Origin of the sequence: Natronolimnohabitans innermongolicus JCM 12255, assembly GCF_000337215.1 — an archaeon.
Lineage (GTDB): Archaea > Halobacteriota > Halobacteria > Halobacteriales > Natrialbaceae > Natronolimnohabitans > Natronolimnohabitans innermongolicus.
In genome coordinates this window covers 12293-38641 of the sequence record NZ_AOHZ01000055.1, presented here as the reverse complement: position 1 = coordinate 38641, position 26349 = coordinate 12293, and the positions used below count along the sequence as shown (strand labels likewise).

At 65.2% G+C, this 26349-nt stretch carries 27 protein-coding genes; 16 read left to right on the top strand and 11 right to left on the bottom strand.

Features of this window, described 5'->3' with window-relative positions:
- The first annotated feature begins 75 nt into the window (after nt 1-75).
- The 5 genes from C493_RS12255 to C493_RS12240 all read left to right on the top strand — a co-directional run bounded on the left by C493_RS12255 (nt 76) and on the right by C493_RS12240 (nt 6303).
- Nucleotides 76-2133 (top strand): MutS-related protein, encoded by a 2058-nt coding sequence (locus C493_RS12255; RefSeq protein ID WP_007259760.1) that lies wholly within the window; start codon nt 76-78, stop codon nt 2131-2133.
- Nucleotides 2134-2303: 170 nt separating this feature from the next.
- Nucleotides 2304-3524 carry an MFS transporter gene (locus tag C493_RS12250; RefSeq protein WP_007259759.1) on the top strand — a complete coding sequence of 407 codons (1221 nt, stop codon included), beginning with the start codon at nt 2304-2306 and terminating at the stop codon, nt 3522-3524.
- Nucleotides 3525-3628: 104 nt separating this feature from the next.
- Entirely contained in the window at nt 3629-3796 is a 168-nt protein-coding gene (locus tag C493_RS22230; protein ID WP_007259758.1) for a DUF1059 domain-containing protein, read from the top strand.
- Between the two features lie 142 nt (nt 3797-3938).
- Nucleotides 3939-5069: an ORC1-type DNA replication protein gene (locus C493_RS12245; RefSeq protein WP_007259757.1), complete on the top strand. Its 1131-nt coding sequence runs from the start codon at nt 3939-3941 to the stop codon at nt 5067-5069.
- A gap of 118 nt (nt 5070-5187) precedes the next feature.
- Complete coding sequence (locus C493_RS12240; protein WP_007259756.1) at nt 5188-6303, top strand: saccharopine dehydrogenase family protein; 1116 nt, start codon at nt 5188-5190, stop codon at nt 6301-6303.
- Between the two features lie 330 nt (nt 6304-6633).
- Here C493_RS12240 and C493_RS12230 read toward each other — a convergent pair whose 3' ends face one another.
- The 3 genes from C493_RS12230 to C493_RS12220 form a co-directional block, all read right to left on the bottom strand.
- Nucleotides 6634-7650 carry a hypothetical protein gene (locus tag C493_RS12230; RefSeq protein WP_007259754.1) on the bottom strand — a complete coding sequence of 339 codons (1017 nt, stop codon included), beginning with the start codon at nt 7648-7650 and terminating at the stop codon, nt 6634-6636.
- Nucleotides 7643-7849 carry a DUF4177 domain-containing protein gene (locus tag C493_RS12225; RefSeq protein ID WP_007259753.1) on the bottom strand — a complete coding sequence of 69 codons (207 nt, stop codon included), beginning with the start codon at nt 7847-7849 and terminating at the stop codon, nt 7643-7645. Before C493_RS12225 ends, C493_RS12230 begins: the two co-directional genes overlap by 8 nt.
- A gap of 64 nt (nt 7850-7913) precedes the next feature.
- Nucleotides 7914-8180 carry a DUF7553 family protein gene (locus tag C493_RS12220; protein WP_049889341.1) on the bottom strand — a complete coding sequence of 89 codons (267 nt, stop codon included), beginning with the start codon at nt 8178-8180 and terminating at the stop codon, nt 7914-7916.
- Between the two features lie 148 nt (nt 8181-8328).
- On the opposite strand from C493_RS12220, the gene ligA reads away from it, so the two are divergent.
- The gene (ligA, locus tag C493_RS12215; RefSeq protein WP_007259751.1) at nt 8329-10413 is read left to right on the top strand and encodes an NAD-dependent DNA ligase LigA; all 2085 of its coding nucleotides are present in this window, start codon (nt 8329-8331) and stop codon (nt 10411-10413) included.
- 9 nt (nt 10414-10422) lie between these two features.
- On the opposite strand, the gene C493_RS12210 is transcribed toward ligA, so the two are convergent.
- Nucleotides 10423-10701 (bottom strand): type II toxin-antitoxin system HicB family antitoxin, encoded by a 279-nt coding sequence (locus C493_RS12210; protein ID WP_007259750.1) that lies wholly within the window; start codon nt 10699-10701, stop codon nt 10423-10425.
- A gap of 95 nt (nt 10702-10796) precedes the next feature.
- On the bottom strand, nt 10797-11390 hold the full coding sequence (locus C493_RS12205; RefSeq protein ID WP_007259749.1) for a GNAT family N-acetyltransferase: 594 nt from the start codon (nt 11388-11390) through the stop codon (nt 10797-10799).
- Nucleotides 11391-11863: 473 nt separating this feature from the next.
- Here C493_RS12205 and C493_RS12200 point away from each other — a divergent pair, with 473 nt between their 5' ends.
- Both C493_RS12200 and C493_RS12195 read left to right on the top strand, forming a co-directional pair.
- Nucleotides 11864-12259, top strand: coding sequence for a hypothetical protein (locus C493_RS12200; protein ID WP_007259748.1), 396 nt, complete (start codon nt 11864-11866; stop codon nt 12257-12259).
- Between the two features lie 2 nt (nt 12260-12261).
- Nucleotides 12262-12459 carry a helix-turn-helix transcriptional regulator gene (locus C493_RS12195; protein ID WP_007259747.1) on the top strand — a complete coding sequence of 66 codons (198 nt, stop codon included), beginning with the start codon at nt 12262-12264 and terminating at the stop codon, nt 12457-12459.
- Between the two features lie 30 nt (nt 12460-12489).
- Here the strand turns inward: C493_RS12195 and C493_RS12190 are convergent, their stop codons facing one another.
- Nucleotides 12490-13506 carry an ArsA family ATPase gene (locus tag C493_RS12190; RefSeq protein WP_007259746.1) on the bottom strand — a complete coding sequence of 339 codons (1017 nt, stop codon included), beginning with the start codon at nt 13504-13506 and terminating at the stop codon, nt 12490-12492.
- 168 nt (nt 13507-13674) lie between these two features.
- Between C493_RS12190 and C493_RS22695 the strand changes: the two genes are divergently transcribed.
- Nucleotides 13675-14148 carry a hypothetical protein gene (locus C493_RS22695; protein ID WP_152421156.1) on the top strand — a complete coding sequence of 158 codons (474 nt, stop codon included), beginning with the start codon at nt 13675-13677 and terminating at the stop codon, nt 14146-14148.
- Between the two features lie 272 nt (nt 14149-14420).
- On the opposite strand, the gene C493_RS12185 is transcribed toward C493_RS22695, so the two are convergent.
- The 3 genes from C493_RS12185 to C493_RS12175 form a co-directional block, all read right to left on the bottom strand.
- Nucleotides 14421-15401: an ABC transporter permease gene (locus C493_RS12185; protein ID WP_007259745.1), complete on the bottom strand. Its 981-nt coding sequence runs from the start codon at nt 15399-15401 to the stop codon at nt 14421-14423.
- Complete coding sequence (locus C493_RS12180) at nt 15398-16327, bottom strand: ABC transporter ATP-binding protein (protein WP_007259744.1); 930 nt, start codon at nt 16325-16327, stop codon at nt 15398-15400. The genes C493_RS12185 and C493_RS12180 overlap by 4 nt, the downstream gene beginning before the upstream one ends.
- A gap of 124 nt (nt 16328-16451) precedes the next feature.
- Complete coding sequence (locus C493_RS12175; protein WP_007259743.1) at nt 16452-16727, bottom strand: hypothetical protein; 276 nt, start codon at nt 16725-16727, stop codon at nt 16452-16454.
- 214 nt (nt 16728-16941) lie between these two features.
- On the opposite strand from C493_RS12175, the gene C493_RS12170 reads away from it, so the two are divergent.
- On the top strand, nt 16942-17724 hold the full coding sequence (locus C493_RS12170; protein ID WP_007259742.1) for a hypothetical protein: 783 nt from the start codon (nt 16942-16944) through the stop codon (nt 17722-17724).
- 26 nt (nt 17725-17750) lie between these two features.
- Nucleotides 17751-19595, top strand: coding sequence for an excinuclease ABC subunit C (locus C493_RS12165; RefSeq protein WP_007259741.1), 1845 nt, complete (start codon nt 17751-17753; stop codon nt 19593-19595).
- Between the two features lie 205 nt (nt 19596-19800).
- Here C493_RS12165 and C493_RS12160 read toward each other — a convergent pair whose 3' ends face one another.
- A complete protein-coding gene (locus C493_RS12160; RefSeq protein WP_007259740.1) occupies nt 19801-21171 on the bottom strand; it encodes a carboxylate--amine ligase in 1371 nt (456 codons plus the stop codon).
- Nucleotides 21172-21259: 88 nt separating this feature from the next.
- Here C493_RS12160 and C493_RS12155 point away from each other — a divergent pair, with 88 nt between their 5' ends.
- From C493_RS12155 to C493_RS12145, 3 genes are all read left to right on the top strand, one after another.
- Nucleotides 21260-21556 (top strand): SUI1 family translation initiation factor, encoded by a 297-nt coding sequence (locus C493_RS12155; RefSeq protein WP_007259739.1) that lies wholly within the window; start codon nt 21260-21262, stop codon nt 21554-21556.
- A 170-nt stretch (nt 21557-21726) separates the two neighbouring features.
- Nucleotides 21727-22206 carry a GNAT family N-acetyltransferase gene (locus C493_RS12150; RefSeq protein WP_007259738.1) on the top strand — a complete coding sequence of 160 codons (480 nt, stop codon included), beginning with the start codon at nt 21727-21729 and terminating at the stop codon, nt 22204-22206.
- Between the two features lie 240 nt (nt 22207-22446).
- Complete coding sequence (locus C493_RS12145) at nt 22447-22932, top strand: GNAT family N-acetyltransferase (RefSeq protein WP_049889340.1); 486 nt, start codon at nt 22447-22449, stop codon at nt 22930-22932.
- A gap of 13 nt (nt 22933-22945) precedes the next feature.
- On the opposite strand, the gene uvrB is transcribed toward C493_RS12145, so the two are convergent.
- The gene (uvrB, locus tag C493_RS12140; RefSeq protein WP_007259736.1) at nt 22946-25006 is read right to left on the bottom strand and encodes an excinuclease ABC subunit UvrB; all 2061 of its coding nucleotides are present in this window, start codon (nt 25004-25006) and stop codon (nt 22946-22948) included.
- Nucleotides 25007-25168: 162 nt separating this feature from the next.
- On the opposite strand from uvrB, the gene rio1 reads away from it, so the two are divergent.
- Together rio1 and C493_RS12130 are read left to right on the top strand one after the other, a co-directional pair.
- Nucleotides 25169-26035 (top strand): serine/threonine-protein kinase Rio1, encoded by an 867-nt coding sequence (rio1, locus tag C493_RS12135; protein WP_007259735.1) that lies wholly within the window; start codon nt 25169-25171, stop codon nt 26033-26035.
- A gap of 105 nt (nt 26036-26140) precedes the next feature.
- Complete coding sequence (locus C493_RS12130; protein ID WP_152421155.1) at nt 26141-26323, top strand: hypothetical protein; 183 nt, start codon at nt 26141-26143, stop codon at nt 26321-26323.
- The last annotated feature ends 26 nt before the right edge of the window (nt 26324-26349 follow it).

Below are 26349 nucleotides of genomic sequence, written 5' to 3'. Positions count from 1 at the left end.
GGTACCACCCCGAGTACGAAAAGAGACGGGCGGGAGGTTTTTCTCGCTCCGGTTTGATACGACCCTCGAGAACGAATGGACCTCGAGACGATCCCGGGCGTGGGCGAAAAGACCGCGCGGGCGCTCGCCGCGCTCGACGAGCCCGAACGCGCGCTGCGACGCGGCGACGTGGCGACGATCTCGACCGCGCCGGGGATCAGCCAGGGCCGGGCCGCTCGCATCGCCCGCGGCGCGATCCGGCTCGAACACGACGATCCGGGCGGCTTCCTCGCGACCGATCGGGCTCGCGAGATCTACCGCGATGTGCTGGGGCTGCTGCAAGAACGGACGGTCACCGACTACGCCGCCCAGCGACTCGAGACGATCTACCCGAGTCCGCGCCGGTCGCGCATCGAGGAGGTGCAGACGTTCGCCGCCGAGGCCGTCGAGCGCGAGTACGACGCGGCCGTCCTCGAGGCCCTCGAGGGCGTCGAACCGCTGCGGAAGCCGGGCGACGTCCGCGTCCGCGAGCGCTGTCTGGCGACGACCGACGCCGAGCGCTACTCGGCGGCGCGGGAGGCGATTCCGGAGCTCTCCGTCGAAGTCGTCGAGGACGCCCAGGGACTGGCCGAGCTCGCCCGCGGCTACGCCACGGTGTACGCGCTGGACGAGTCCTTCGCCGGCGTCACCGTCGAGGGCGACGTTCAGGTCACTCCCGACGCTCTCGAGAACCCCGCCGAGGTCGTCCCCGAGCGTCCGCTCGCCTTTTTCGCGCGCAACCGGGACCGCCTGCAGGCCGCCGTCGAGGTGCATCGAACCGCGGCCCTCGAGCCGGCCTGCGACCTCGCGGCGCTCGAGGACGGCCTCGCGCGCCTCGACGAGGACGGCACCGTCGCGGGCGACGAGGAGCTCGATCGCCTGACGACGGCGGTCGACGATCTGGACGCGGCTGCGAGCGCGGCCGAAAGCGTCGCCAACGATCGCCTGCGGGAGGCGATCCGCGAACAGGACGTCACCATCGAGGGCTCGGACCTGCTCTCGCTGGTCGAACGCGGTGCCGGCGTCGATTCGCTGCTCTCCCGAGAGCTCGCGGACGAGTACGCCGTGGCGGTCGAGGCCGCCCGCGAACACCTGATCGACGCACTCGATCTGGACCAGGGCGAGGCCGAGGTGGCTCGCCGCGCGTTCAGCGACGAGCCGACGTTCCCCGTCGAACGCGACGAGGAGGTGATCTCGCGGCTGCGCGAGGAGCTGACCGCGGCCAAGGAACGCCGCGCCGGACGGCTCAAACGCGAACTCGCGGCCGACCTGGCCGACCAGCGCGAGGGCGCCCGACAGCTGGTCCGGGACGCCCTCGAGTTAGACGTCGAACTCGCCGTCGCACGGTTCGCCCGGGAGTACGAGTGTACGATGCCGGCGTTCGTCTCCGACGACGACGCTGACGCCGTCGGCTTCGCCATCGAGGGCGGCCGGTCGCCGCTGCTCGACGAACCGCTCGCCGAGATCGATCCCGTCGACTACGACGTCTCCGGCGTCGCCCTGCTGTCGGGGGTCAACAGCGGCGGGAAGACCTCGACGCTGGATCTGGTCGCGAGCGTCGTCGTGCTGGCACACATGGGGCTACCGGTACCCGCGGATCGCGTCCGGCTGCGGCGGTTCGACGACCTCCACTACCACGCCAAGACCCAGGGCACCCTCGACGCGGGCGCCTTCGAGTCCACCGTCCGGGAGTTCGCCGACCTCGCGCAGGGCGGGGAGGGATCGCTCGTGCTCGTCGACGAACTCGAGAGTATCACCGAACCCGGGGCGTCGGCGAAGATCATCGCCGGCATCCTCGAAGCGCTCTCCGAGAACGACGCGACGGCCGTCTTCGTCTCCCACCTGGCCGGCGAGATCCGTGAGATGGCAGACTACGACGTCACCGTCGACGGCATCGAGGCGGTCGGACTGGTCGACGGCGAACTCGAGGTGAACCGATCGCCGGTCAAAGACCACCTCGCGCGCTCGACGCCGGAGCTGATCGTCGAGAAACTGGCCGACGAGGCCCGCGACGAGCAGGTCGCGGCCAACGGGGGCGCGCCGGCGAGCGACGGGTCGGCCGACCGCGAACCGGAGCCCGTCTTCTACGACCGTCTGCTCGAGAAGTTCGACTGAGCGGCGGTCGACGGCGCCCGCGTCGGATTCCGATTCCCGTAGCTATTTGACGCATCTTCGGCATACGCTATTCGTGAACTGTTCGCAAGAAGTCGTGGTGGGCCGGTCGGTGGTCGATTCGGTAGGCGCCACGGTCGACGGTAGTCGACACCCGAGTGAACTCGAGCGCGATGGCGAGTAGCGTCGACACGGGGTCAGGCCTCGCCGACGATCCGAAACTCTACGCCGTCCTCGGGCTCGCCGGCGTCGGCGTCTTCGCGAGCACGCTCGTCTCACCGGCGCTGCCGGGGATGGCGTCGGCGTTCGATCTGACGGAAGCGCGCGTGGGGATGGTGATGACGGCGTTCTTCCTCACCGCCGTCGTCGCGATTCCGATCGTCGGCTCGCTGACCGACGCGCTCGGCCGGCGACGCGTGTTTCTCACCTCGCTGGTCGTCTACGGGCTGGCGGGCGTCGCCATCGCGTTCGTCGACTCCTTCGCCGTCATCATCCTTCTGCGAGCGATTCAGGGCTGTGCGTTCCCCGGCTTGCTCCCGATGTCGATCACGCTGATCGGCGACCTCTACGAGGGGCGCGCGGCGACGACGGCCCAGGGGTTCCTGACGAGCATCACGGGGCTGGTCGGCGTCGCCTCCCCCCTGCTCGCCGGCGCGCTCGTCGACGTTTCCTGGCGGCTGCCGTTCGCCCTCTACGGGCTCTCGTTCGTCGCGTTCGTCCTGTGTTACGTCTGGCTTCCCGAACCCGAGTCGGCGCCCGCGAACGGCTCGAGCGCCGCCGCCGCGTCGGGGGTACCATCCCTGTCGCGCGTCCTCGAGCTCGTCCGCGAGGTCGCCGCCGCGCTCACCCGCGAGATGCGGATCGTCATCGTCGGCGTCGGCGTCCTCTTTCTGGTCCGCTACGCGCTGTTTACGTTCGTGCCGCTGTATGCGGTGACCGTCCTCGGGACGAGCGAGTTCGTCGGCGGCCTCGCCGTCGCCGTGCTGGGACTGGGGCGACTGCTCGCCGCGCCCACGGCGGGCCGGCTCGTCGGTCGCGTCGGTCGCCGCGCCGTCCTCGTCGGAAGCCTCCTGCTGTTCGGTGCCGGCACCGCAGCGCTGTTGTTGACCCGCGATCCGGTGCTCGTGCTGATCATCCTCGGCATCGCGAGCATCGGCGACGGACTCTTCGATCCTGTCGCGAACGACGCCGTCACCGCCGCCGCGGCGCCCGACGTTCGCGGCCGCGTCGTCAGCGTCCTCGAGGTCGGCAAAACCGGCGCGATCTCCGTCTCGCCGGTCGCGTTCGGCGTCCTCCTCTCGGCGAGTTCCTACTCGGTGCTCTTTCTCACCGGCACCGTCGTTCTCGCGCTTACGGCGGTGGTCGTCGGACTGGTGCTGGACGGAGGTCCGTAGGGACCGAGATCGGTCGCGGTGGCCTCGAGGCCGTCGAACGGTCTCGAATCTGGCCCTCACACGCAAGTAAAACTACTACTTCCGCGCTCAGGGGACGCTGTGGTATGCCCTATCAATTCGCGTGTTCGGAGGGGAGCTGTCAGTTCGCGATTCGCTCGAGCAGTTCCGACGAGGTGGAGCGACTGGTGCGGGCACACGTGCGGATGACCCACAACGGGCGGATCGACCGGGCCGACATCGAGCGCGGGATGGAGCGGGTCGAACTGGCTTGACGAGTCGGCACTGCTCGAAGCGAACGGCGACCGTAAGCGAGGCGACGACAGCAGCGCCGACGACCGAACGATCACACTGATCGGCTCGAGCGCTGACCCGCAGCGAAGAACTAAGTGGCTCGGAGAGCGAGGTGAAAGTGTAATGGCGGACGACCCCGATGGGGGCATGTTGTCGTGGGACGAATCCGTGTTCAGAGACGAGCACGTCTTCGAGATCGACTACGTCCCCGAGACGTTCAAGCACCGCGAGAGCCAGACGGACAGTCTGACCTACGCGCTCCGGCCGGCGGTGCGCGGGTCGCGGCCGCTGAACGTCATGGTTCGCGGCCCGCCCGGCACCGGCAAGACGACGGCCATCCAGAAGCTCTTCGACGAGGTCGGCGCCCAGACCAGCGACGTCCGGACGATCCGCGTCAACTGCCAGGTCAACGCGACGCGCTACTCGGTGTTCTCGAGGCTGTTCGAGGGGACGTTCGACTACGAGCCGCCGTCGTCGGGCATCTCCTTCAAGAAACTGTTCGGCCAGATCGCCGAGAAACTCGTCGAGGAGGACAAGGTGCTGGTCGTCGCCTTAGACGACGTCAACTACCTCTTCTACGAGAACGAGGCGAGCGATACGCTGTACTCGCTGCTTCGCGCCCACGAGGAGTACCCCGGCGCGAAGATCGGCGTCATCGTCGTCTCCTCCGATCCCGCACTCGACGTCATCGACGAACTCGACTCGCGGGTCCAGAGCGTCTTCCGACCCGAAGACGTCTACTTCCCGGTCTACGACCAGCCCGAGATCGTCGACATCCTCGGCGAGCGCGTCACGCGCGGCTTCAACGACGGCGTCATCTCGCGGGACACCCTCGAGTACGTCGCCGATCTCACGGCCGACAGCGGCGACCTCCGGGTGGGGATCGACCTGCTTCGGCGAGCCGGACTCACCGCCGAGATGCGCGCCAGTCGCACCGTCGAACGCGAGGACGTCACCGAGGCCTACGAGAAGTCCAAATACATCAACCTCTCGCGGAGCCTCTCGGGGCTGACCGACACCGAGCGAACCTTACTCGAGGTCATCGCCGACAACGACGGCGAGCAGGCCGGCGACGTCTACGAAGCCTTCCACGAGGAGACCGACCTCGGCTACACGCGCTACTCCGAAATCGTCAACAAACTCGACCAACTGGGGCTGATCGACGCCGACTACGCGGAAGTCGACGGGCGCGGTCGCTCGCGGTCGCTCTCCTTATCGTACGAGAAAGAGGCCGTGCTGGATCGACTCGAGTAGTCGACGGTCGACGGCCGACTCGAGTTCGCGTCCGGATACGGACTCGGATCGTCCCGACGGTCGACGGTCGAGCGAATGCCGGCCGGTCCCTTACCTACGGAGAGCACTCCGTTTCGATATGGCCACGTCTACGCTGCTCATTTACGGTTCGTACGGCTACGTCGGTGACCTGATCGCTCGCGAAGCGATCGACCGCGGGCTCGATCCGATCCTCGCCGGCCGAAGCCGCGACGACCTCCGCGAACAGGTCGACGAACTGGGCCGGCCGGGTCGGCGGTTCTCGCTCGAGGACCCCGGCGCCGTCGACGAGGCCCTCGTGGACGTCGACTGCGTGGTGAACTGCGCCGGGCCGTTTTCGAACACCGCCGAACCGCTCGTCGAGGGCTGTATCCGCAGCGGCGCGGACTACGTCGACATCACCGGCGAGATTCCGGTTATCGAGTCGATTCAGGACCTCGACGGCAAGGCCCGCGAGGCCGGCGTCACGATGTTGCCGGCGGCCGCGCTGTCGACGATCCCGATGGACTGTCTGGCCGCCCATCTCGCCGACCGGCTGCCCGAGGCCGACCACCTCGCGCTCGGCGTCGACGCCGTCCGGATCCCGTCGATCGGAACGGTTCGGACGGTCCTCGAGGGAGCCGACACTGAGGGCGCCGTTCGCCGTGACGGCCGGGTCGAGCACGTCCCGACGGCGTGGCAGACCCGCGAGATCGACTTCGGTCGGGGCGAGCGTCCGGCCGTGACGATGCCGATGGGCGATATTTCGACGGCCCACTACACGACGGGCGTTCCGAACGTCGAGATGTACGCGATGCTCCCGCAGCCGGCGCGGCTCGCGCTCAAATCCCATCGATATCTCTCGCCGGTGTTCGAGTCGAAACCCGTCCGGTGGCTCCTGAAGCAACTGGCCGGCGTTCGCGACGGTCCCTCGGAGTGGGCCCGCGAGCGCGGCACGGCCTACGTCTGGGGCGAAGCCACCGTCGGCGACGACGGCGAGGGCGACCCCGACGAACGCGTCGTCTCTCGTCTGCGGACGCCGGATCCCTACGTCGTCACGGCCGACGGCGCCGTGACGGTTGCCGAGCGAGTCCTCGAGGGCGACGCGGACGCCGGCTTTCAGACGCCCGCCGGCGCCTTTGGACCCGAGTTCGTCTTCGAACTCGAGGGCGTCGAGGGCTTTTTCGACGAGGTGACGCCCGAGGCGTCGTCGCCGGTGAGTTCGCTGTTGCAGTAGTATCGAGTCCGTACCCTCGAGTGGCAGTCTACACTTGACAGCAGGGGTATCGCTCGAATTACGCGTCGTACCGAACCGTATCGGGTTCGAGAAATCCCGAAGCCGCAGTCACAGACGACCCTGTTCGGATCGCCGTCTACTCGCCGCAGCGCTCGAAGTCGTCGCCTTCGGCGAGCGCCACGTACCAATCGCCGTCGACGACGCCGATATCGACGTCAGCGAGCGCTCGCCTCGAGAGCGATAGACGCGACTCGGTTCTCGATCATCGTCGACGCGCGACGATAGGCGTTCCGCGAAAACGAACCGTCGATCGAAACGCGGCGATGGCGACTACCGCTGGGACTCCCGAAGGATCTGCGGTCCGATCGCGAGCGTCCGCTTTGCGACCGTCGCGACCCGAGTGATGTACGTCGTCAACAACAGGAACGGGACGAGCGTAAACGAAAACGAGAGCCCGATGAGCCAGAGTAGGTTGTCAATTCCGAGCGTGCTCCCGGGAATGGTCGACTGGTCGACGAACGTCAACATCATTCCCGAAACGAGCAGTGCCGGAATCCCCGCATAGAGGATCAGCCGCATGAGGTCGATCAGCTCCCACTGAAAGTACAGTGTTTTGACGTGTTCTCGAGCCGGACCGAACATTGCGAGCGAGGTCCGGAGATCGTCGAACGCGTCGAACTGCGGTTCCTCGAGAACGTCCTGATAGTCGTCTTCGAGGCGGTCGATCTGGAACAGCTTCCAGGAGTAGTTGTAATCGAGCGCGGCGTTGACCACGTTGAACGTCCCGAACTGTTCGCCCTCGAGTTTCTCGCGGACCGCCTCGCTGTTGCCGGTGATGCTGTCGGTGAACTCGTCGACTTCTTCCATGAGTTCGTCGTCGTCGACCTGCGCGATCGAATCCTGGAGATCGTGGGCGCGCTGTTCGCTCGTATCGACGATCTCGCGCAGCAACGCCGACGGATCCGCCGGGGCTGGTTTGCCCGTCACCTCTTTCATGTAATCTCTGAAGTCGAGCGCTTCGCTCATCCGGCGTCGCTGGTCCCCGAGCGGGCCGTTCTCCTGCGAGATGATCAGCTGGCTGATCGTCACGACGAGGGTGATACCGGTGATCAGCGCGCTGATCATCGTCGAGAACATCGACTCGATGACCGCCCGCTGTGTGAGCATATCCGAGAGCGTCGGCCTGACGAAGATGCCGGTCATAAACGCTGCGAAAAACGCGAACGCCAGCAGGCCGGTGAGCACGAGCCGGTTCGCTTTGAGCAGGAACCAGAACTTGAACCGGTTCTCGCCGATCCGTTTCCGCATCGTATTGGCCGTCCCCGGATCATCGGTGTCCTCACTCATCGCGGCCCTCGTCTACCGGCCGCCTGAAGACGAGGTATTTCGTCCCGCCGCCGCTGTAATCAATGGTGTCGATTAACTCCCATCCGTCGCTTCCGTACTCGTTGAGGAGATCCTCCGGATCCGACGCCTCTTCCATCGTCGGATCTCTCGGCGGACGAGCCGTCTCGTACTCCCACTGCGTGACAGTCGTGTCGGCCATCTGCGCGTGGCTACCACGAGGATCGTTGAAAAAAATCAGCTTGCAACCGCGATCGAACGCTCGCTCAGGCCTGATCGATCGTTTCGCGGTAGTCCTCGATCGTCTCGATCGCCGAGTCGACCTTCGCCTCCGTGTTGCCGTCGGCCTGTTTGCTGACCTGCCTGAGCGTGTTGAGCCGCTCGTCGAGCAGCGCGTGGTCGGGTTCGGTATCGCCCATCACGTAGTCGGCGAACGCGTCCGTCGTCTCGCGGATGTCGTCGCGGACGTCGTCGTCGGCCGCCTTCGCCGCTTCCTCTAAGTCGTCACGCGCCTGCTGGAGTTGCTCGGTCATACGCGAGAACAACACGAGACGATCCATAACGGTTGGGCGAGCAATGGCCACGTCACAGCGGCGGCCGGCGACGGCGAAATCGATCCGAACGCACAGCGGACCGCGAGTCACCGTCTTTAGGAGGTGCGGGTTCCAAGCGCGAGCAAGAATGGCGCGCACTGACTCGAACGCGGACGGAGACAACCCGTACCTCCGGAACCCGCCGACCGACTTCGAGCCGGTCGCGGAGCTCACCGAGGACGCGGCCCGCGAACAGGTCGAGTTGCTCCGGGCGGCGATCCGCGAACACGACCGCCGGTACTACGTCGAGAACGACCCCCTCATCGCCGACCGAACCTACGACGCCCTCTTCGCCCGGCTGCAGGAACTCGAGGACGCCTTTGATTGCTCCCACCCCGACAGTCCGACCAGAAGCGTCGGCGGCGAGCCGATCGAGGCCTTCGACACCGTCGAGCACGTCGCGCCGATGCTCTCGATCGACCAGAGCGGCGAGGACGCAGACGTCCGGGAGTTCGCGGACCGCGTCCGCCGGGAAGTCGGGGACGTCGACTACGTCTGCGAGCCCAAGTTCGACGGCGTCTCGATGGAGTTCGTCTACGAGAACGGCTCGCTCGAGCGAGCGGTCACCCGCGGCGACGGCCGCGAGGGCGACGACGTGACCCGGAACGCCCGAACCATCGGCTCCGTCCCCCAGACGCTCCACGGCGACCATCCCGACTTCCTCGCGGTCCGCGGCGAGGTCTACATGCCCAAAGACGCCTTCCAGGCGTACAACCGCGAGCGGATCGAACGCGGCGAGGAGCCCTTCGCGAACCCCCGGAACGCGACGGCCGGCACGATCCGCCAGCTCGATCCCGCGGTGGTCGCCGAGCGCCCCCTCGAAGTGTTCTACTTCGACGTGCTCGAGGCCAGCGACTTGGCGGACAGCCACCGCGAGGAACTCGAGCGCTTCCCCGAGTGGGGACTGCGAGTGACCGACCACGTCGACGTGGTCGACGATATCGAGGACGCGATCGATTACCGCGACCGCATGCTCGAGGCCCGCGACGACCTGAACTACGAGATCGACGGCACCGTGATCAAAGTCGACGACCGCGACGCCCGCGAGAAGTTAGGGCGAACGGCGCGCCACGACCGTTACGCCTTCGCCTACAAGTTCCCGGCCCGCGCCGAGGTGACGCCGATCGTCGACGTCGCCGTGCAGGTCGGGCGAACGGGGCGACTGACGCCCGTCGCCTTGCTCGAGCCGGTCGACGTCGGCGGCGTGACGGTCTCGAGAGCGAGCCTGCACAACCCCGAGGAGATCGCCGAGAAGAACGTCAATATCGGCGATACCGTCCGCGTCCAGCGGGCGGGCGACGTCATCCCCTACGTCGAGGAGGTCGTCGAGAAAGGCAACGAGGGCCACTACGAACTCCCCGATCACTGTCCCGTCTGTGACAGCGCCGTCGAGCGCGACGGCCCGATGGCCTTCTGTACCGGCGGGCTCGCCTGCGATGCCCAGCTTCGGCGCTCGATCGAGTACTACGCGAGCGACGACGGCCTCGACCTCGAGGGACTCGGCGAGAAGAGCGTTCGACAACTGGTCGACGCCGGCCTCCTCGATTTCGTTTCGGACCTCTACGAGCTCGAGTCCGAGGAACTTACGGAACTCGAGGGTTGGGGCGAGACGAGCGCCGAAAATCTGCTCTCGGAGATCGAATCCGCCCGCGAACCGCCGCTTTCGGACTTCCTCTCGGCGCTCGGTATCCCCCACGTCGGCCCCACGACGGCCCGCGAACTCGCCCGCGAGTTCGGGACGTTCGAGGCGTTCCGCGAAACCGCCGAAGACGACCCCGAACGACTCGAGGGCGTCGACGACGTCGGCGAAACCGTCGCCGCACAGCTCCACGAGTTCTTCGCGAGCGAGGCCAACGCCGACGCCGTCGACGACCTCCTCGAGCACGTCTCGCCCCAGGAGAGCGACCTCGAGTCGAGCGGCGACGCGCTCGAGGGCCTGACCGTCGTCTTCACGGGCTCGCTCGAGGGCGTCACCCGCGGCGAGGCTCAGGAAACCGTCGAGACCCACGGCGCGAACACGACGAGCAGCGTTTCGGGGAACACCGACTATCTCGTCGTCGGGGAGAATCCGGGACAGACGAAGCAGGATGATGCGGAGGCAAACGACGTGTCGATCGTCGACGAGGACGAGTTTCGGGAACTGCTGGCCGAGCAGGGAATCGAGCTCGAGTAATCGAGCGAATCACCGGACGGTTCCAAGAGCGTCGGGACGTTCCTGCTCGCCGGTCGTATTGTCCGCCGGATCGATTCCCAGTTCGCAGAGCGCTGCGTCGGTTGGTTCGCTTCCGATCTTCTCAGCGTAGAGTGCGACTGCTTCGTCGAGATTCTCCAGTGCGGCGCCTCGAGTCGGTCCCTGTGTCGTGACGCCCGTCTCGACGTTCTTCGCGATCCACCAGTCCGCCTCGCGCCACAGACGAATTTCGTCGTCGTGAACGTCTCCATCGCGCATCGAACCGGTCATCTCATCCGCAATTTATCTGACGGCTTTTACGAGCTTTCGGTCCCGGTTTCTGAGATGGCCGTCGATATGCCGGTCGGCGTTCGCTTTCCCCTCCGTTACCGGCGTTCGTCCCACTCTTCTCGCGTGATACTGTACCGAACGGAGTCGCGAGGCTCGCCGCCGATAACGAGACCGTTACGGACCACGCCCTCTTTGTGCCCGCCGAATCGGTCGACGTACCGCTCGATAGCGCGTCTGGAACGTTCGTTTTCGGGGTCGTGGGAGATCGCGACGACCTCGAGATCGAGCCGCTCGAACGCGAGTTCGAGCAGGCGACCGGCGCGCTCACCGGAGTATCCGCGCCCCCAGAACGGCTTTCGGAGCCAGATACCCAGAATCGCCAGCTTCCGGTCCCAACGGGTGTGCAGTCCAGCCAGTCCGGCCAGCTCCCCGGCTCGGTCACCGTCTTTCGGTCGAATCGCGTAGGTCGCTTCCTCGTCATCGTCGAACGCCTCGCCGCAGGTCGACACCCAGTCGAACGCCTCCTTCGGGCTCTCGTAGGGATCCCAGGTAACGTACTCGGTGATTTCGTCGATTGCAGGGGCTCCCGCTCGAGCGTGCTCGTACAGTTCGAGCGGGTCGAAGTCGTCGGGGTGGAGTCGCTCGTATCTGAGTCGTTCGCTCTCCATCTCGGCGGGGAACAACGGCATGCGCTCGCATACGTATCAAGAGTGTAAAATGTGTTTGCTTGAAAACAGTCGTCACAAAATCTCGATAGGCTGGCGGTCGTTCTCACAGCCACGTGCCAGTCAACGCTCCCCTACGGTGGCGCGTCGCGGAACAGCGAACGGTCGAAGACCGTGAGCCGGTAACCGAGCGAATTGGCTGGGGAGGATGTGGAACACCTCGTGTCTACGATGGTTCGACCGCGGGTTCATCGCCGTGGCTTCGTCGAGTGCATCTCTGCGGTCGCTGTCGTTCGCTCGTCGAATCCCGATACGATTCTTACCGGGGAGACTCCGCGAAACCCGCAGCGACGACTATTTCTCCAAAATACTTATTCCGGTGGAACGTTCCCCATACAATATGGAAAAGATACTTTCCATACTGTCGGCCACTGTTGACACTCTCTGGATAGCGCCAACTCAACGAATCGCAACAGGTCGGACGGGCTACTGAAACGATGAGCGAACTCCCCACGAACATCGAACGGCAGAAACGGAACGGGTACGTGATGATCGCCGGTGCTGCGATACTCCTTCTCGGCGGCGCCGTCGTTGTCGGGGTCTCTTCGCTTCCGCCGGTGAGCTTTTTCGGACTGCTCGTTCCGGCCAGTATACTCGTGTTCTTCGGGTACAGGGCGGTATCGGCTGGTCGCGACCGGAAAGCCCTGGGCGACGAACGAACCGCCAAGCTGCACGGGAAAGTCGGCGTTAATGCGTTCTGGATGCTGCTGTTCGTCATCCTCGCCGACGGAACGTTTGCGATCTTCCCACGCGAGGGCGCAAGCACGGCATACATCTTCAGCGGACTGTTCCTTTATGGCGCATACCTCGTGTACTACAGATACCTCGAGTGAGTATGAGAAACGAACTGACGGTCTATCGGGCGAAACACGATCTGACCCAGGAGGAGCTCGCGAAAGAAGTCGGGGTTACTCGACAGACGATCAACGCGATCGAAGCGGAACGATACGACCCGTCCCTCGAGCTCGCGTTCAAGCTCGCGAGCTATTTCGAGTGTTCGATAGAAGACATTTTTCGCTACGACGTGGAGTGAGCCGGACGGCGGGTACGCGACGTCACCGACTCACCGTCCGACTATCCGCTCGGAAATCGACCGTAGCGCCTCGAGTCCCTGCACCTCCCCTTCCCGCTCGGGCAGCGTCAGGACCTCGAGGTCGGGAAACGTTTCCCGAACCTCCGCAACTCGCTTTTCGTGCCGTTCCCGCCGCGACTGACAGCGCGAACAGCCCGCCTCGGGATCCTCGAGCACCTGATTCACCACGAGCGAGTCGACCCGAACGCCGGCCTCCCGAAGCGTCTCGATCAGCCGCTCGGACTCGGCGATCGCCATTCCTTCTGGAAGCACGACCACCCGAAATTCGGTGCGCTCGGGGTCGGTGAGGAGGTCGCGAGCGCGCTCGAGTCGGGCCTGAAACGCCTCGAGGCTCTCCTCGCCCTCGCTAGTCGAGCCGCCGAGCATCGACATCGGACCGAGCACGGCCGTCTTCGCGGCGTCGCCGATCCGACGAGCCTGCCCGCGAAGCGACTGAACCGTCTCGAGGACCGGTCCCATCACGTCGGGGGTGTCGAACAGTCGAAGCGTGTGGCCCGTCGGCGCGGTGTCGAAGACGACGATATCCCAGTCCCCGTCGTCGACGTACTCGACGAGCAGATCCAGCGCGGCGATTTCGTCGCTGCCGGCGGGAGCGCCGCCGGCGAAGATCCGTTTCACCTCCTCGTCCTCGAGTCGGATGCCGGCGCTGCGCAGATCGGCGGCCAGCGCCCGGGCGAGTTTCTCGTAGCGTTTCTGTTGGGCCTCGGCGTCGATCTCGACGGCCCACAGTTCGCCGGCCGGATCGAGTTCGAGGTCGCCCCCGTCATCGCCGTCACGCTCGAGGCCGGGACCGGGCTCGACGACCCGCTCGAGTTTCCGGGGCTCGGAGCCGAAGTCAGCCTCGAGGGAATCCGACAGCGAGTGGGCCGGATCGGTCGAGACGACGAGCGTCCGGTGGCCGGCGTCGGCGAGCCCGAGGGCGGTCGCCGCGGCGCAGCTCGTCTTGCCGACGCCGCCCTTGCCGCCGTAGAAGATGCAGTCGGTCACGGCTCCGCATACGTTCGGTACCCATCTAAACTGATTCCCCACGTATTCAGCCCCCCACGGTGGGGCGGAGAATCCGCCTTGATATCTAGTTTGTATACGGTGAGCGTAGAATACGCATCAGATAATATTCGAAAAATTAATATGTATTCTATAGATATATACCCGTGTATGACAGATCCAGATACTGTGGAATCAGATGATGGTTCTGTACCGGCGCGACGAGACCTGATGAAGGCGGCCGCTGGTGTCGGAGCGGGTGCCCTGATTATTCCCGGCGTTGCAACAGCGGATCCAACTGATGGTGGTGATCAGGTTGGTCCGACCATAACAACGGATCTACTGGAGTATCTCCCGGGAGATGTGAACTTCCCGGCAAGTATCGAAGCCAGAGTGTACGATAATTGTAGCATGGAAATAGAGATCGACGTCGCTGGGACAACGAGGAGGGACGCGTTTTCGTGTGATCCGGACGGCCGTGCATGTGAAACGGTCAGCGTGGATGCCGGGGTAGGAAGGGTCGAAGTCGAGAGTTGCTACGATCAGAATTCGGCTATTGTCGAGAACGAGATCACCTACTGTACGAGAAGTTGGGATCTCAGTTGGAACTGTTCCACCCAGGGAGTCGAAACTATAAATATATAGACCCTACTACGTAACGGGTACAGTCAGAGGCACAGCGTGTCTTTCAGAGGGAGTGGTTCCACTCTATTCGTCGCAAGTCCAACAGCCAGTACGGCGGTATCTTCTACCTCATCGAACGGAGGTCCGTTTTGAGGAAGTTGTGGATTCGAAAGGTGATAGCGTCGATCAGCCACTCGTTTGGTAATCGAGTTCTCGGTAGCACGAGCACGGGTGCACCGATGTTTTCACGGACGGCGTGGAAATCGGTCGAACGAGCGAAAGCACCGGCAGTGCTAGAGGTCGACGCGATCGAACCGGTAGAGTGCGACCGCAATCGGAACGACGATCCAGATGAGGAGGATGATGAAAGAGAACCAATTCTCCAGATAGAACGGCACGTCGTCGGCAAAATAGTACTCCGGATAGGCTGTTCCGAGTTCGTCTCCCCCGGTCGAACTAAGGACGGTAATCGTGTTCTGGAATGCATTGCCCGGATCGATCATGTCGACGAACAGCGCCCAGTCGGGCAGTCGCTCCTGGGTAATCTCCTCAGTCGTCCCGTCGGGTGCGGTCAATTCGGCCGTGTAGCTCACGCCGTCGATCGTCCCGCGGTTCATCAACTGTTGAAGGGCCTCCAGGATTCCGTTCCAGACGCCGTAAAACAGGAGGAATACGCTGAACATCGCAGCACCGGCGACGGTCGTCGACTTCGTCAGTGACGACAGTGAAACAGCGATACTCGTGTAGGCAACGCCATAGATCATCGCCATCAGGAGGAGGGCCGCGTAATCGACGACGTCGAAGCCACCGAGCAGCGCGGCAACGACGGCGGCTGCGGCCACGAATCCGACGATCAACGAGAGCGAGAGGACCGCAGACCGACCGAGCAGCTTTCCGAGCAATACGTCTTTGCGCGAGTGAGGCAGCGAAAGCAAAATTTTGATGCTTCCGCTCTCGCGCTCGCCTGCGATGGACTTCCAGCCGAGTACGAGCGCAATTAGCGGGATCACGAGCCGTGTGGTTTCACTCGCGAAGAACACGAGCATGGCCGTCGTCGCGCCCTCCGCCGCGATATCTTCACCGAAGTACGCAAGCGAGCCCGTGATACCCACGATCAACAGGAAGAAGAAGGCACTCAGCCCCCAGAACACCCACGATCGAACCGCGTCCTGAAAGTCCTTCTTCGCAACCGCGCGGACGCTCTCGAGATTGATCGAACTCGCGGTCGATTCGGACGCGTCGGATTTCGTTCCAGCACCGGTGTCGGTACTCATCGCGCTTCCACCCCCGTTTCGCCGGTGGTGTACGACTGGAAGACGTCCTCGAGGGAGGCCTCCCGCGTCGAGAAGTCCTGAATCTCGATGTCGCGGTCCTCGAGTTCGCCCAGCACCGCCGTCTTCGAGCCGTCGACCTGCGCCGTGATAACCGGCGGGTCACCGCCCTCGAGGCGAGCCTCGGTCACGTCGGCCAGCGATCGAACGGCCTGCATCGCCGCGTCGTCGATGCGGTCGACGGTCACCCGCAGCGTCGTTCCGCTGCCGGCGGACTCACGAAGTCCTTCGACGGTGTCGACGGCGACCATCTCGCCGTCCCGAAGGATGCCGACGCGGTCACAGACCGCCTCGACCTGCTCCATGATGTGACTCGAGAAGAATACCGTCGCGCCGCGTTCGTTCTCCTCGCGGACGATTTCACGCATCTCGCGAGCCCCGTTGGGATCCAGTCCCGTCGAGGGTTCGTCCAGGATGAGGAGATCGGGTTCGCCCACGAGGGCCATCGCGAGCATCAGCCGCTGAGCCATCCCCTTCGAGTAGCCGCCGGCTTTCTTGTCGATCGCATCGGCGAGGTCGACGCGCTCGAGCAGCGCCTCGGGGTCGTCGTCGGCCCCCTTCGAGTCGATGGCGAACTCGAGGTGTTGACGGGCGGTCAGGCGCTCGTAGGTCTCGACGCCCTCCGGGAGGACGCCGGTTCGCGAGCGGATATCGCGGCTGTGTGCCTGTGCGTCCAGCCCCAGCACCTCGATCCTGCCGCTCGTGGGACGAATGAAATCGAGGAGCAGGTTGATCGTCGTCGACTTCCCGGCGCCGTTCGGTCCCAAAAAGCCGAACACTTCGCCGTCCTCGACCTCGAAGGAAAGCTCCTCGAGGGCGAGTTCCTGACCGTAGGACTTGGTCAGCGAATCGACTGTGATAGCTGGCATGGCTGAGTGAATTCGCTGTTCGCCGATAAGCGTTGGTACTCGTTCGCACTCGTGTCGTGGCACTAACCAGTCGTGTCGCGGCGCTGACCGTATCGCGAGAGCGCGCCTCGAGGCGAGTTACCAATCAGATTGAGTCGTCGGGGTCGTACTGCTCGGCGGTCCGTTCTGCCTCCGCGGCGTAGCGTTCACGAGTGTCCTCGTCCGGAACCGCCTCGAGGTCGTTAGCGGCGATCTCGGCGCCCGCCGTGACCGCAGATCCCTGCTGGAGCAACGTCTGCGAGCGCTCGCGCTGGTGGTACCGCGAGCCGTCCGGCGTCGCGTAAACGATCGTCACGATGTTCCGACTGCCGTAGTCGCGTTCGACAAGCCAGCACTGCACCGTCTCCGAGTCGTCGCTCATACCCCACCTTGCGCGTCGACGACCGAGAATGTACCGCGTCGACGCCGTCGCGTTGGCTCGCTCGTTGATTCGCTGCGAGCCCCGTGAACGCCGACCGGAACCCCAACGCGGAGTTCGCGCCCTTTCGTTCTCCCCTTCCTCTCCCCGATTCGCAGCGCACGGAAGCCGGCGCGAGGTACTTGCCGCTGGACGACGGACTCTCTCGTACGCACCGATGCTCGGAACCTGGAGTGAACACGTCGACGAGCTTCTGTACGACGGCGAGCGCGTCCAGTGCCGCGTCGACCTCGAGGCGGCGACGGTCGTCGTGACGAACGACCGCGTCCTCGTGTTCACCGAAGACGGCGGCGGATCGAACTACCGGACCGTCGAGCGGCCGAACGTCGCCCGCGTCTCCGTCGAGACCGACGACGCGCCGCGACAGCTCGTCTGGGCGACGGTGGTGTTGTTCCTCGGCGTCGGCCTCCTGCTCGCGGCGGCGACCTACGACCTCGCGGATCTGGTCGCCGGCGTCGACGTCGAAGGGGCCACGGGGATCACGGGCGGCGCCCTCGAGACCGTCGAGACGCTGCTCACCGCACTCGACCTGACCGTCCTCGTCGCCGGCGCGCTCGTCGCCCTGTTCTCGACCGTCTTCTTCGTTCGGTACATCGCGTCCCGGACGCGCCGGCTCGTCCTTCGGATCAGCGGCGACGACGACATCGCGCTGCCGGTCTCCGACGCGGATCTCGAGGCCGACCGGACGATCGCGCTCGAGGAGGCGATCGGCCCCGGCGAGCCGAGCGAGTCGGTGACCGTCGAGACCGATTCGGACTCGTCGGCGAACGACGGCCCCGCTGACGCGGCCGGCGGACGGGCGAACGCAGACGGTCGACCGGCGGCCAACGGCCCCGACGACGCGCGGCCAGCGGATGGTGAGCGCTCGCCGGTGGACGAGCGGTCGACCGATAGAACCGGTGTCGACGATCCGCTCACCGATCCCGATGAGTCAGGCTGAAAGCCACTGACGCCGTAGGCCCGCCGATGAACGCCGAGGCGGTTCGCGAACGCGCACAGTCGTTGCCTCGAGAGCCCGGCGTCTACCAGTTCCGGGCCGACGACGCGACCCTCTACGTCGGGAAGGCGGTGGATCTGCGCAGCCGCGTGCGATCCTACGCCGACCCGCGCAGCGCCCGCATTCGTCGGATGGTCGACCGCGCCGCGGAGATCGAAATCGCCGTCACCGACACCGAGACGCAGGCCCTGTTGCTCGAGGCGAACCTGATCAAGCGCCACCAGCCCCGGTACAACGTCCGGCTCAAGGACGACAAATCCTATCCGATGGTGCAGTTGACGAACCACGACGCCCCGCGGATCGAGATCACCCGCGATCCGGACGGCGAGGCGCAGGGCGCCTCGAGTGCGAGCGGGCCGACGGTCTTCGGCCCCTACACCAACAAGGGCCAGGTCGAGGTCGTCGTGAAAGCGCTCAGGGAAACCTACGGCGTCCGGGGCTGTTCGGACCACAAGTACGCGGGCCGCGACAGACCGTGTCTGGACTACGAGATGGGGCTCTGTACCGCCCCCTGCACCCGCGAGATCGACCTCGAGAGCTACGCCGAGGACGTCACCGCCGTCGAGCGCTTCCTCGAGGGCGAGACGGGGATCCTCGCGGACCCGCTGCGCCGGGAGATGGAGGCCGCCGCCCAGGAGCAGAACTTCGAGCGGGCGGCGAACCTCCGAGACCGCCTCGAGAACGTCGAGGCCTTCCACGGCGAGGGCGGCGAGGCCGTCCAGTCGGTCGGCGACGAGCGCGCGGTCGACGTCCTCGGGGTCGCCATCGAGGGCGAGGACGCGACCGTCGCCCGCCTGCGCGCCGAGAACGGGAAACTGGTCGACCGGAATCGACACACGCTCGAGGCGCCCGGCGCCGATGCTGGTCCCGGTCCCGGCACCGGTTCCAGTGCTGGCACCGCGCTCGAGGGAACCGGCGCGACCGCGGCGGCCGACCGCGACGAGGGCGGCGTTCCCACCGTCCTCGCCGCCTTCATCGTCCAGTACTACGCCGAACGGGACCTGCCCGACGCCCTGCTCCTGCCCGAGCGCCACGGCGACGACGAAGTCGCGGCCTGGCTCGAGGCCGAGGGCGTCTCCGTCCGCGTGCCGGGCGCCGGTCGCGAGGCCAAACTGGTCGAACTCGCGCTGAAGAACGCCCGCCGGAACGTCGGCGGCCGCGACGAGTGTGCGATGCTGGCCGACGCCCTCGAGATCGAATCCGCCCAGCGAGTCGAGGGCTTCGACGTGAGCCACGCCCAGGGGAAGTCGGCCGTCGGGAGCAACGTCACCTTCGTCGACGGCAGCGCCGAAAAGGCCGACTACCGCCGGAAGAAACTCGCCGACCAGAACGACGACTACGACAACATGCGGGCGTTACTCGAGTGGCGCGCCCGCCGCGCCGTCGAGGGCCGGGACGGTCGGCCCGACCCCGACCTGCTGGTGATCGACGGCGGACAGGGGCAACTCGAGGCCGCTCGAGACGCGCTGGCTGCGGTCGGCTGGGACGTCCCAGCTATCGCGCTGGCGAAGGCCGAGGAGCGCGTGATCACGCCGGATCGCGAGTTCTCGTGGCCGAGCGACGCGCCCCACCTGCACCTGCTCCAGCGGGTTCGCGACGAGGCCCACCGTTTTGCCGTGCAGTACCACCAGACGATCCGCGACGAGGTGAAGACCGTTCTCGACGACGTACCGGGCGTCGGCCCCGAGACCAGAAAGCGGCTGCTGGGACGCTTCGGCAGCGTGGAGAACGTGCGGGAGGCGAGCGTCGACGACTTGGAGAGCGTCGAGGGGATCGGCGCGAAGACGGCCGAGACGATCAAGTCGCGGCTCTGACCCGAACGCAGCCGGCGGTTCGTTCGGATCGACGAGACAACGCGTCTTCGGTCCGCCATTGGACGCTATCCCAACAGCCGAAGCTCATGATTCAGGTACGATCATGGGAGCCTCGGTCAGCACCTTAGCAATCGGATTGGAGGCTACATCTCCTGTGCGTACCGCGATTTTCACATCTGTTTCCAGAGAAACTATCCGCTGACGGCTACGGTGGCGGTTCAGTGACGATACCACGCGTTCGATCAGCAGCAGGCGCCGAACCGGCGGCCTCGCGCCAGTGAACCGGCTCCGTCGCTCCGCTGAGCCAACGGCCGAGCGCGGACGGCTCGAGGCCGTCGAGCGGCGCCGGAAGCGACGCCGAAGCACGATCGAGGGCCATCAGGTAGCTCTGGACGAACGGCCACGGGTCGTCGCGCTGGAAGGTGTCGCTCGTCGGGTGTCTGTACCAGGAGGCGGCCATTTCGCGGAGCGTCTCGGGCAGCGACGGCCTGTCGACGAGATCGGAATCCTTGCGGAAGAGACTCGAGAGGTACAGCAACTCGCCTTTGACGTAGTGGCTGCCGGCGCCGACGTCGTAGCTGTCGTCGATTTCGTCGGCGCGGTCCGTCGCCAGTTGCCAGTAATAGGCCGGAAAGTCGGCCCCCATCCGGACGTTCGCCGCGAGCGAGGTCCACATTCGGGGGTTGATCTCGCAGAGGTAGAACTCGCCGGTCTCGGGGTGGCGCATGTACTCGATGCAGGCGAGGCCGTGCCACTCGAGTTCGTCGAGCAGCGCGACGGCGGCGTCCTCGAGTTCCGGGATCGCCGTCGCCTCGCGGTAGACGCCCCCGCCGCCGGTGTACGATGAGCCCCGAAGCTGGCGGTGCTGGAAGGTCGCGACGGCCTCGCCGTGGTCGTAGAGCGCGCCGATCATGTACTCCTCGTCGATCGGGACGAACTCCTGAGCGATGGGGTCGTGACCGAACGACTCGCGAAGCGCGTCGACGTCGGGGTCCGATCCGGCGGAGACGTGTTCGACCGTCTTGTTCCGCTCGACCCGGTTCGACGGGACGCCGTCGACGTACTCGTCGACGAGGAGGTTGTACCGCGTCTTGACGATCGAGTCCGAGTCCCAGTCGTCGACGGTCGAGAGCGGGCGCGTCTCCGGGACCGGGACGCCGGCCCGTTCTGCGGCCTCGGCGAGTCGAACCCGGTCGTGGACGGACCGAAGCGACTCCGGATCCGGCCACGGCGTCGCGACGTGCTCGGCGAACTCCTCGCGATACCGCGAGAGGACGAAGGCGTCCTCCTCGCGGACTGGGACGATCGTCCGGACGTCCTCGCGGCGAGCGAGCGCGAGCAACGCCTCGGCGTACCCCTCGAGCGCCGTCTCCGGGTCCGGAACGAGGACGGCCTCGTCGCAGTATGCCGAAGCGAACGACGGCGCGGTCCGATCGTCGGAAACGACGATCGTGCGGACGCCCGCCGCGGAGAGCGACCGCAGACAGCTCTCGGTGCTCGGGACCGGGACGGCCGGAACGACGACCGAGTCCGTCGATGACGACTGAGCCGAATCCTCGTCGCGTCGAAGAGACATGATTCGTCACTACCAGAGTATCGATCATATCAGACCCCGTTGCCATGGCAGGGACAGGGCTATGTCCCGTAACGTGCTAGGGTCATCTATGTCAGGCGATGACGAACTCGAGGACCTCCTCGAGGAACTCGACAGTCAGGGCGACCTCGAGACGTCACAGCAGGTGTTGTCGATCCGCACCGAGAGCCGACGCTACGACAAACCCGTCACGATTATCGACGGGTTCGACCTCGAGCAGTCCGAGGTGAAGTCGATCGCGTCGGATCTGAAAAGTTCGATGGGGACGGGAGGAACGGTCGACGAGGGACGAATCGAACTGCAAGGCGACCACCGGGATCGAGTTCCGGAACTGCTTCGCGACCGCGGCTTCGACGTTCGGGAGTGAGCGCTTTCGGGCGGACCGCTGCGGTTCAGGACGGTGCCGACCCAGCACGCCACTTTAGTACATTTCACTCCATTTAGAACCCTTGAGTACCCTCAAAGTGCGAACGCGCAATATTTGTCAGCAGATACCGTGGTCGAAGTCACTTTATGCCACCCCTTTCAAGTAGGGGTATGAACATTCGACCAGCCGACGACGACGATTTCGACGCGATCAAAGCCGTCGCCCGGGTGACCTGGCACGACACCTACGACGAACTCGACGAGGAACTGATCGATCGGACCGTCGACGACTGGTACACCGACGACTCGATGCCCCTCGAGGCGCCGGGGACGGTCGTGCTCGTCGTCGAAGACGAACGCGGCGAGATTGTCGGCTTCACCCACGCCGTCGCGCAGGGAGACACCGCCGATATTCTTCGGATGTACGTCGAACCCGACGCGCAGGGCGAGGGCGTCGGCACCGACCTCCACGAGCGACTGGTCGAGCAACTCGAGGCCTACGACGTCGACCGGATCCGATCGTTCGACTTCGCGTTCAACGACGCCAGCCGACGCTTCTACGAGGGGCTGGGCTTCGAACAGACCGACACCGGCGAAGTCACCATCGAGGGCTCGACCTACGACGAGGCGGTTTACACGCTCGAACTCTGAGGCGTCCGTTTCGTTGCGTTTCGTCGCGTCCACCGTGACGGCTCGAGGAAGTCGACGGTCGCGGTCGGTACCGACCCGTAGTCGGGCGTGGCCGGTTTACTACGTTCGCGTCTGTCTCACGGCGATTCGGACGACCGCCGATTCCGAGAACGGACCGTCCGTCTCGATCGGCCGACACCTCCACAGTCGGGTGATACCACTTTAGCACTCGAAAGTGTAGCGCGCGCTATGGACACGGAGATCGAACTGCGACCGGCCGCACTCGAGGATCGCGAGGAGATCCGCACCGTCGCCCGCGAGACCTGGCACGACACCTACGACGAACTCGACGCCGAGACGATCGACGAGACCGTCGACGACTGGTACGGCGACGAGCGACTCGAACGGGCGCTCTCGGAGCCGGGAACGGCGTTCCTGATCGCCGAGCGGGGCGACGAAATCGTCGGCTTCACCCACGGCGTCGTCAGCGAGGCCGAGGGTGACGTGTTGCGGATGTCCGTCCACCCCGACCATCAGGGCGAGGGGATCGGCACGGCGCTGCACGAGCGGCTCTGTGAGGACTTACAGGACTTCAACATGAGGCAGATGCGAGCGATCGACCTCGCCTCCAACGAGGGCGGACAGGAGTTCTACGAGAAACAGGGATTCGAGCGGACCGGCGAGGGATCGGTCGAGATGGGCGGCGAGGAGCGCAGAGAGGTCGTCTACACGCTCGAGTTAGCGTAGTCGAAACAGCCGCTCAGAACTCCTCGGTCGGCGGCGCGATCCCGTCGTCTTCGGTTTCGAAGTCGAACTCCTCGCGGACCTCCCGGATGCGGTCGCGGATGTCGGCCGCCAGTTCGAACTCGAGGTTGCTCGCCGCCTCGTCCATCCGATCCTCGAGCTCGTCGATGTAGCGGGCGGCTTCGTCCTCGTCCTCGAGTTCGCGCCCGGAGACCTGCGTCGTGTCGGTCTTGCTGCCGGGGAGGTTGGTCTCGCCGACCTCCTTTTCGATCGTCGTCGGTTCGTAGCCGTGCTCCTCGTTGAACTCCTGTTGGATGCGCCGGCGGCGCTGCGTTTCTTCGATGGCCGACTCCATCGCGTTCGAGGGGTCGTCGGCGTAGAGGACGACCTCGCCGTTGACGTTCCGGGCCGCACGGCCCATCGTCTGGACGAGCGTCGTCTCGGAGCGGAGAAAGCCCTCCTGGTCGGCGTCGAGAATGGCGACCAGCGAGACCTCGGGGATGTCGAGCCCCTCCCGCAGGAGGTTGATGCCGACCAGCACGTCGATCTCTCCTAACCGAAGGGAACGGATGATCTCGTGGCGCTCGAGCGTGTCCGTCTCGTCGTGCATGTAGGCGACGTCGACGCCGGACTCCTCTAAGTACTCGGTGAGGTCCTCGGCCATCCGCTTGGTGAGGGTGGTGACGAGCGTTCGTTCGTCGCGTTCGATGCGGTCGTCGATGCGATCCAGCAGGTCGTCGATCTGGCCGCTGGCCGGCGAAACCTCGATCTCGGGGTCGACGAGGTGGGTCGGGCGAACGATCTGTTCGACGATCTGGTCGCTCTCCTCGCGCTCGTAATCGCCCGGCGTCGCCGAGACGTACAGCAACTGGTTCGTCTTCTCCTCGAACTCCTCGAACGTGAGCGGGCGGTTGTCGTACGCGGTCGGGAGGCGGAAGCCGTTCTCGACCAGCGAGTCCTTCCGGGACTTGTCGCCGGCGTACTGGCCGCGGATCTGCGGGAGGGTCACGTGGGACTCGTCGACCACTGTCAGGAAGTCGTCGGGGAAGTAATCGAGCAAGGTGTAGGGGGCTTCGCCCGACTCCCGATCCGAGAGGTAGACGGAGTAGTTCTCGATGCCCGAACAGTAGCCGGTCTCCTGCATCATCTCGAGGTCGAACGACGTTCGCTCCTCGATGCGCTGGGCGGCGATCATGTCGCCCTTGCGCTCGAAGTACGAAATTCGGGAGTCCAGATCGTCCCGAATCTCGTCCATCGCGTTCTCGAGTTTCGTCTCCGGGATGGAGTAGTGCTCCGCCGGGTGGACGAGGACGGCCCGCTGCTCGCCCTGGGTCGTGCCCTCGAGGGGATCGACCTTGATCATGCGGTCGATCTCGTCGCCCCAGAGTTCGACGCGGACGGCGTAGCGGCCGTACATCGGGTAGATTTCGACCGTGTCGCCCCGGACGCGGAAGGTGCCCTGCGTGAAGTCGACGTCGTTGCGCTCGTAGTTCAGATCGACCAGTCGCTTGAGGAGTTCGTCGCGGCCGATCTCCTCGCCGACCTCGAGTCGCAGCGACATGTCGACGTAGTTGCGCGGGTCACCCAGCCCGTAGATGGCCGAGACGGAGGCGACGACGATGACGTCCTCGCGGGTCAGCAGCGAGCGGGTCGCGGAGTGGCGAAGCCGGTCGATCTCGTCGTTAATCGAGGCGTCCTTGTCGATGTAGGTGTCGCTTTGTTCGACGTAGGCCTCGGGCTGGTAGTAGTCGTAGTAGGAGACGAAGTACTCGACGGCGTTGTCGGGAAAGAGATTCCGAAACTCCTCGTAGAGCTGCGCGGCGAGCGTCTTGTTGTGGGCGATGACCAGCGTCGGCTTCTGGACCTCCTCGATCATCCAGGAGACGGTGTTGGTCTTGCCCGATCCCGTCACGCCCAGCAGCGTCTGCTCGTCCAGACCCCGCTGGAACCCGTCGGCCAACTGCTCGATCGCCTCGGGCTGGTCGCCCGCGGGATCGAAGGGTGCGTCGACGTCGAACGGCCGGTCGACGTCCGGACGGTCCGGCTGCAGGGGGCCTCGAGAATCGGTGTCGCTCATTATCGAGGTCAGGAACTCGAGGCACTTGACGCGCTCGCCTCGCGTCGGCGGTCGCTCGGTGTCGTCTCGCCTCGCGCCACTACACCCCCACCTCCCTTCTCTTTCCTTCCCTCCCCCTCGAGACCCAGTACTTTACCCGTCGGGCCGAGTAGAGAGTAGTAGATGGGAGAGGGAAAATACGGACTCGTCGACCTCGAGGAAGCGGAAACGCCCGGCGACGAGTGGGAAGAGATCGACGTCACCGACACCGAAGCCGATCGGATCGCCCGCAAGCGCGACCGGAAGTTCGAACAGTTCGAGGAGCGCATCAAGGACGCCGACCAGTTCAAGGTCGAGCAGTCGGTGTTCGACGACGCGACCTTGGCGGCGCTGTACAAGCTCGTCCAGGACGGCTACGTCGAAGCCTTCGGCGGCCCGCTCTCGACTGGCAAGGAAGCCAACGTCTACCACGCACAGGGCGACGGTCGCGAGGTCGCCGTGAAGGTCTACCGGATCAACGCCTCGAACTTCCGGCAGATGCGCGACTACCTCGAGGGCGATCCGCGCTTCGAGGGACTGGGCGGCAAGAAGAAAGACGTCGTCCTCGCCTGGACGAAAAAGGAACTCGCGAACCTGGCGCGGGCGAAAGCTGCGGGCGTCCGGGTCCCCGAACCGATCGCCGCCGAGCGAAACGTCCTCGTGATGGAGTACATCGGCAACGAGGAGGGGCGCGCCCGGCGACTCGGCGAGGTCCACATCGAGAACCCCGAGACCGCCTACGAGGTCATGCGCGAGTACATGCGCCGGCTCTACTCGGCGGGGATTATCCACGGCGACCTGAGCGAGTACAACGTCGTCTTCGACGAGGGACAGCTGGTGATCATCGACGTCGGCCAGGCCGTCACCGTCCACCACCCCAACAGCCGCGACTTCCTCGAGCGAGACTGCGAGAACGTCGCGAATTTCTTCTCCCGACAGGGGCTAGAAACGGACGCCGACGAGTTACTCGAGTTCGTGACGAGTCCGGAACCGGATCCGTCTCGAGACTGACCGGGCGAACCCGAATCGGTACGCCCGATATGGGTATGGGGTTCGTATATGCGGCCCGCCATCGAACGTGTCGCCTATTCTCCGACGGATCGTGACGTCGTGCGTATGTCCGGGTGTGAGAGCAGCCGCCCCTGTCGTCGGCGAGCGAGCTACCGGATCAGCGTCAAACACAGCGCGGGCGATCGCGTGGTGTACTGGCACTACTGCACCCAGCACTTCCGTTCGGAGACGCAACGATTGGGCGCGAACGAGTACTTCCGCGTCGTCGACGTGACCGCGTTGTCGTGATCGAACGGGTCGCATCCCGAACGAAT

Bases quoted from the DNA above. Each gene is read 5' to 3' on its own strand.
- C493_RS12220 (WP_049889341.1), bottom strand. From the start codon at position 8,180: ATGACCGAGCAACTCCAGCAGGCGCGTGACGACTTAGAGGAAGCGGCG.
- C493_RS12240 (WP_007259756.1), top strand. From the start codon at position 5,188: ATGGCCACGTCTACGCTGCTCATTTACGGTTCGTACGGCTACGTCGGT.
- C493_RS12210 (WP_007259750.1), bottom strand. From the start codon at position 10,701: ATGACCGGTTCGATGCGCGATGGAGACGTTCACGACGACGAAATTCGT.
- C493_RS12245 (WP_007259757.1), top strand. From the start codon at position 3,939: ATGGCGGACGACCCCGATGGGGGCATGTTGTCGTGGGACGAATCCGTG.
- C493_RS12185 (WP_007259745.1), bottom strand. From the start codon at position 15,401: ATGAGTACCGACACCGGTGCTGGAACGAAATCCGACGCGTCCGAATCG.
- C493_RS12165 (WP_007259741.1), top strand. From the start codon at position 17,751: ATGAACGCCGAGGCGGTTCGCGAACGCGCACAGTCGTTGCCTCGAGAG.
- C493_RS12205 (WP_007259749.1), bottom strand. From the start codon at position 11,390: ATGCCGTTGTTCCCCGCCGAGATGGAGAGCGAACGACTCAGATACGAG.
- C493_RS12180 (WP_007259744.1), bottom strand. From the start codon at position 16,327: ATGCCAGCTATCACAGTCGATTCGCTGACCAAGTCCTACGGTCAGGAA.
- C493_RS12130 (WP_152421155.1), top strand. From the start codon at position 26,141: ATGTCCGGGTGTGAGAGCAGCCGCCCCTGTCGTCGGCGAGCGAGCTAC.
- C493_RS12200 (WP_007259748.1), top strand. From the start codon at position 11,864: ATGAGCGAACTCCCCACGAACATCGAACGGCAGAAACGGAACGGGTAC.
- C493_RS12195 (WP_007259747.1), top strand. From the start codon at position 12,262: ATGAGAAACGAACTGACGGTCTATCGGGCGAAACACGATCTGACCCAG.
- ligA (WP_007259751.1), top strand. From the start codon at position 8,329: ATGGCGCGCACTGACTCGAACGCGGACGGAGACAACCCGTACCTCCGG.
- C493_RS12170 (WP_007259742.1), top strand. From the start codon at position 16,942: ATGCTCGGAACCTGGAGTGAACACGTCGACGAGCTTCTGTACGACGGC.
- C493_RS12175 (WP_007259743.1), bottom strand. From the start codon at position 16,727: ATGAGCGACGACTCGGAGACGGTGCAGTGCTGGCTTGTCGAACGCGAC.
- rio1 (WP_007259735.1), top strand. From the start codon at position 25,169: ATGGGAGAGGGAAAATACGGACTCGTCGACCTCGAGGAAGCGGAAACG.
- C493_RS12155 (WP_007259739.1), top strand. From the start codon at position 21,260: ATGTCAGGCGATGACGAACTCGAGGACCTCCTCGAGGAACTCGACAGT.
- C493_RS22695 (WP_152421156.1), top strand. From the start codon at position 13,675: ATGACAGATCCAGATACTGTGGAATCAGATGATGGTTCTGTACCGGCG.
- C493_RS12160 (WP_007259740.1), bottom strand. From the start codon at position 21,171: ATGTCTCTTCGACGCGACGAGGATTCGGCTCAGTCGTCATCGACGGAC.
- C493_RS12255 (WP_007259760.1), top strand. From the start codon at position 76: ATGGACCTCGAGACGATCCCGGGCGTGGGCGAAAAGACCGCGCGGGCG.
- C493_RS12225 (WP_007259753.1), bottom strand. From the start codon at position 7,849: ATGGCCGACACGACTGTCACGCAGTGGGAGTACGAGACGGCTCGTCCG.
- C493_RS12150 (WP_007259738.1), top strand. From the start codon at position 21,727: ATGAACATTCGACCAGCCGACGACGACGATTTCGACGCGATCAAAGCC.
- C493_RS12250 (WP_007259759.1), top strand. From the start codon at position 2,304: ATGGCGAGTAGCGTCGACACGGGGTCAGGCCTCGCCGACGATCCGAAA.
- C493_RS12230 (WP_007259754.1), bottom strand. From the start codon at position 7,650: ATGAGTGAGGACACCGATGATCCGGGGACGGCCAATACGATGCGGAAA.
- uvrB (WP_007259736.1), bottom strand. From the start codon at position 25,006: ATGAGCGACACCGATTCTCGAGGCCCCCTGCAGCCGGACCGTCCGGAC.
- C493_RS22230 (WP_007259758.1), top strand. From the start codon at position 3,629: ATGCCCTATCAATTCGCGTGTTCGGAGGGGAGCTGTCAGTTCGCGATT.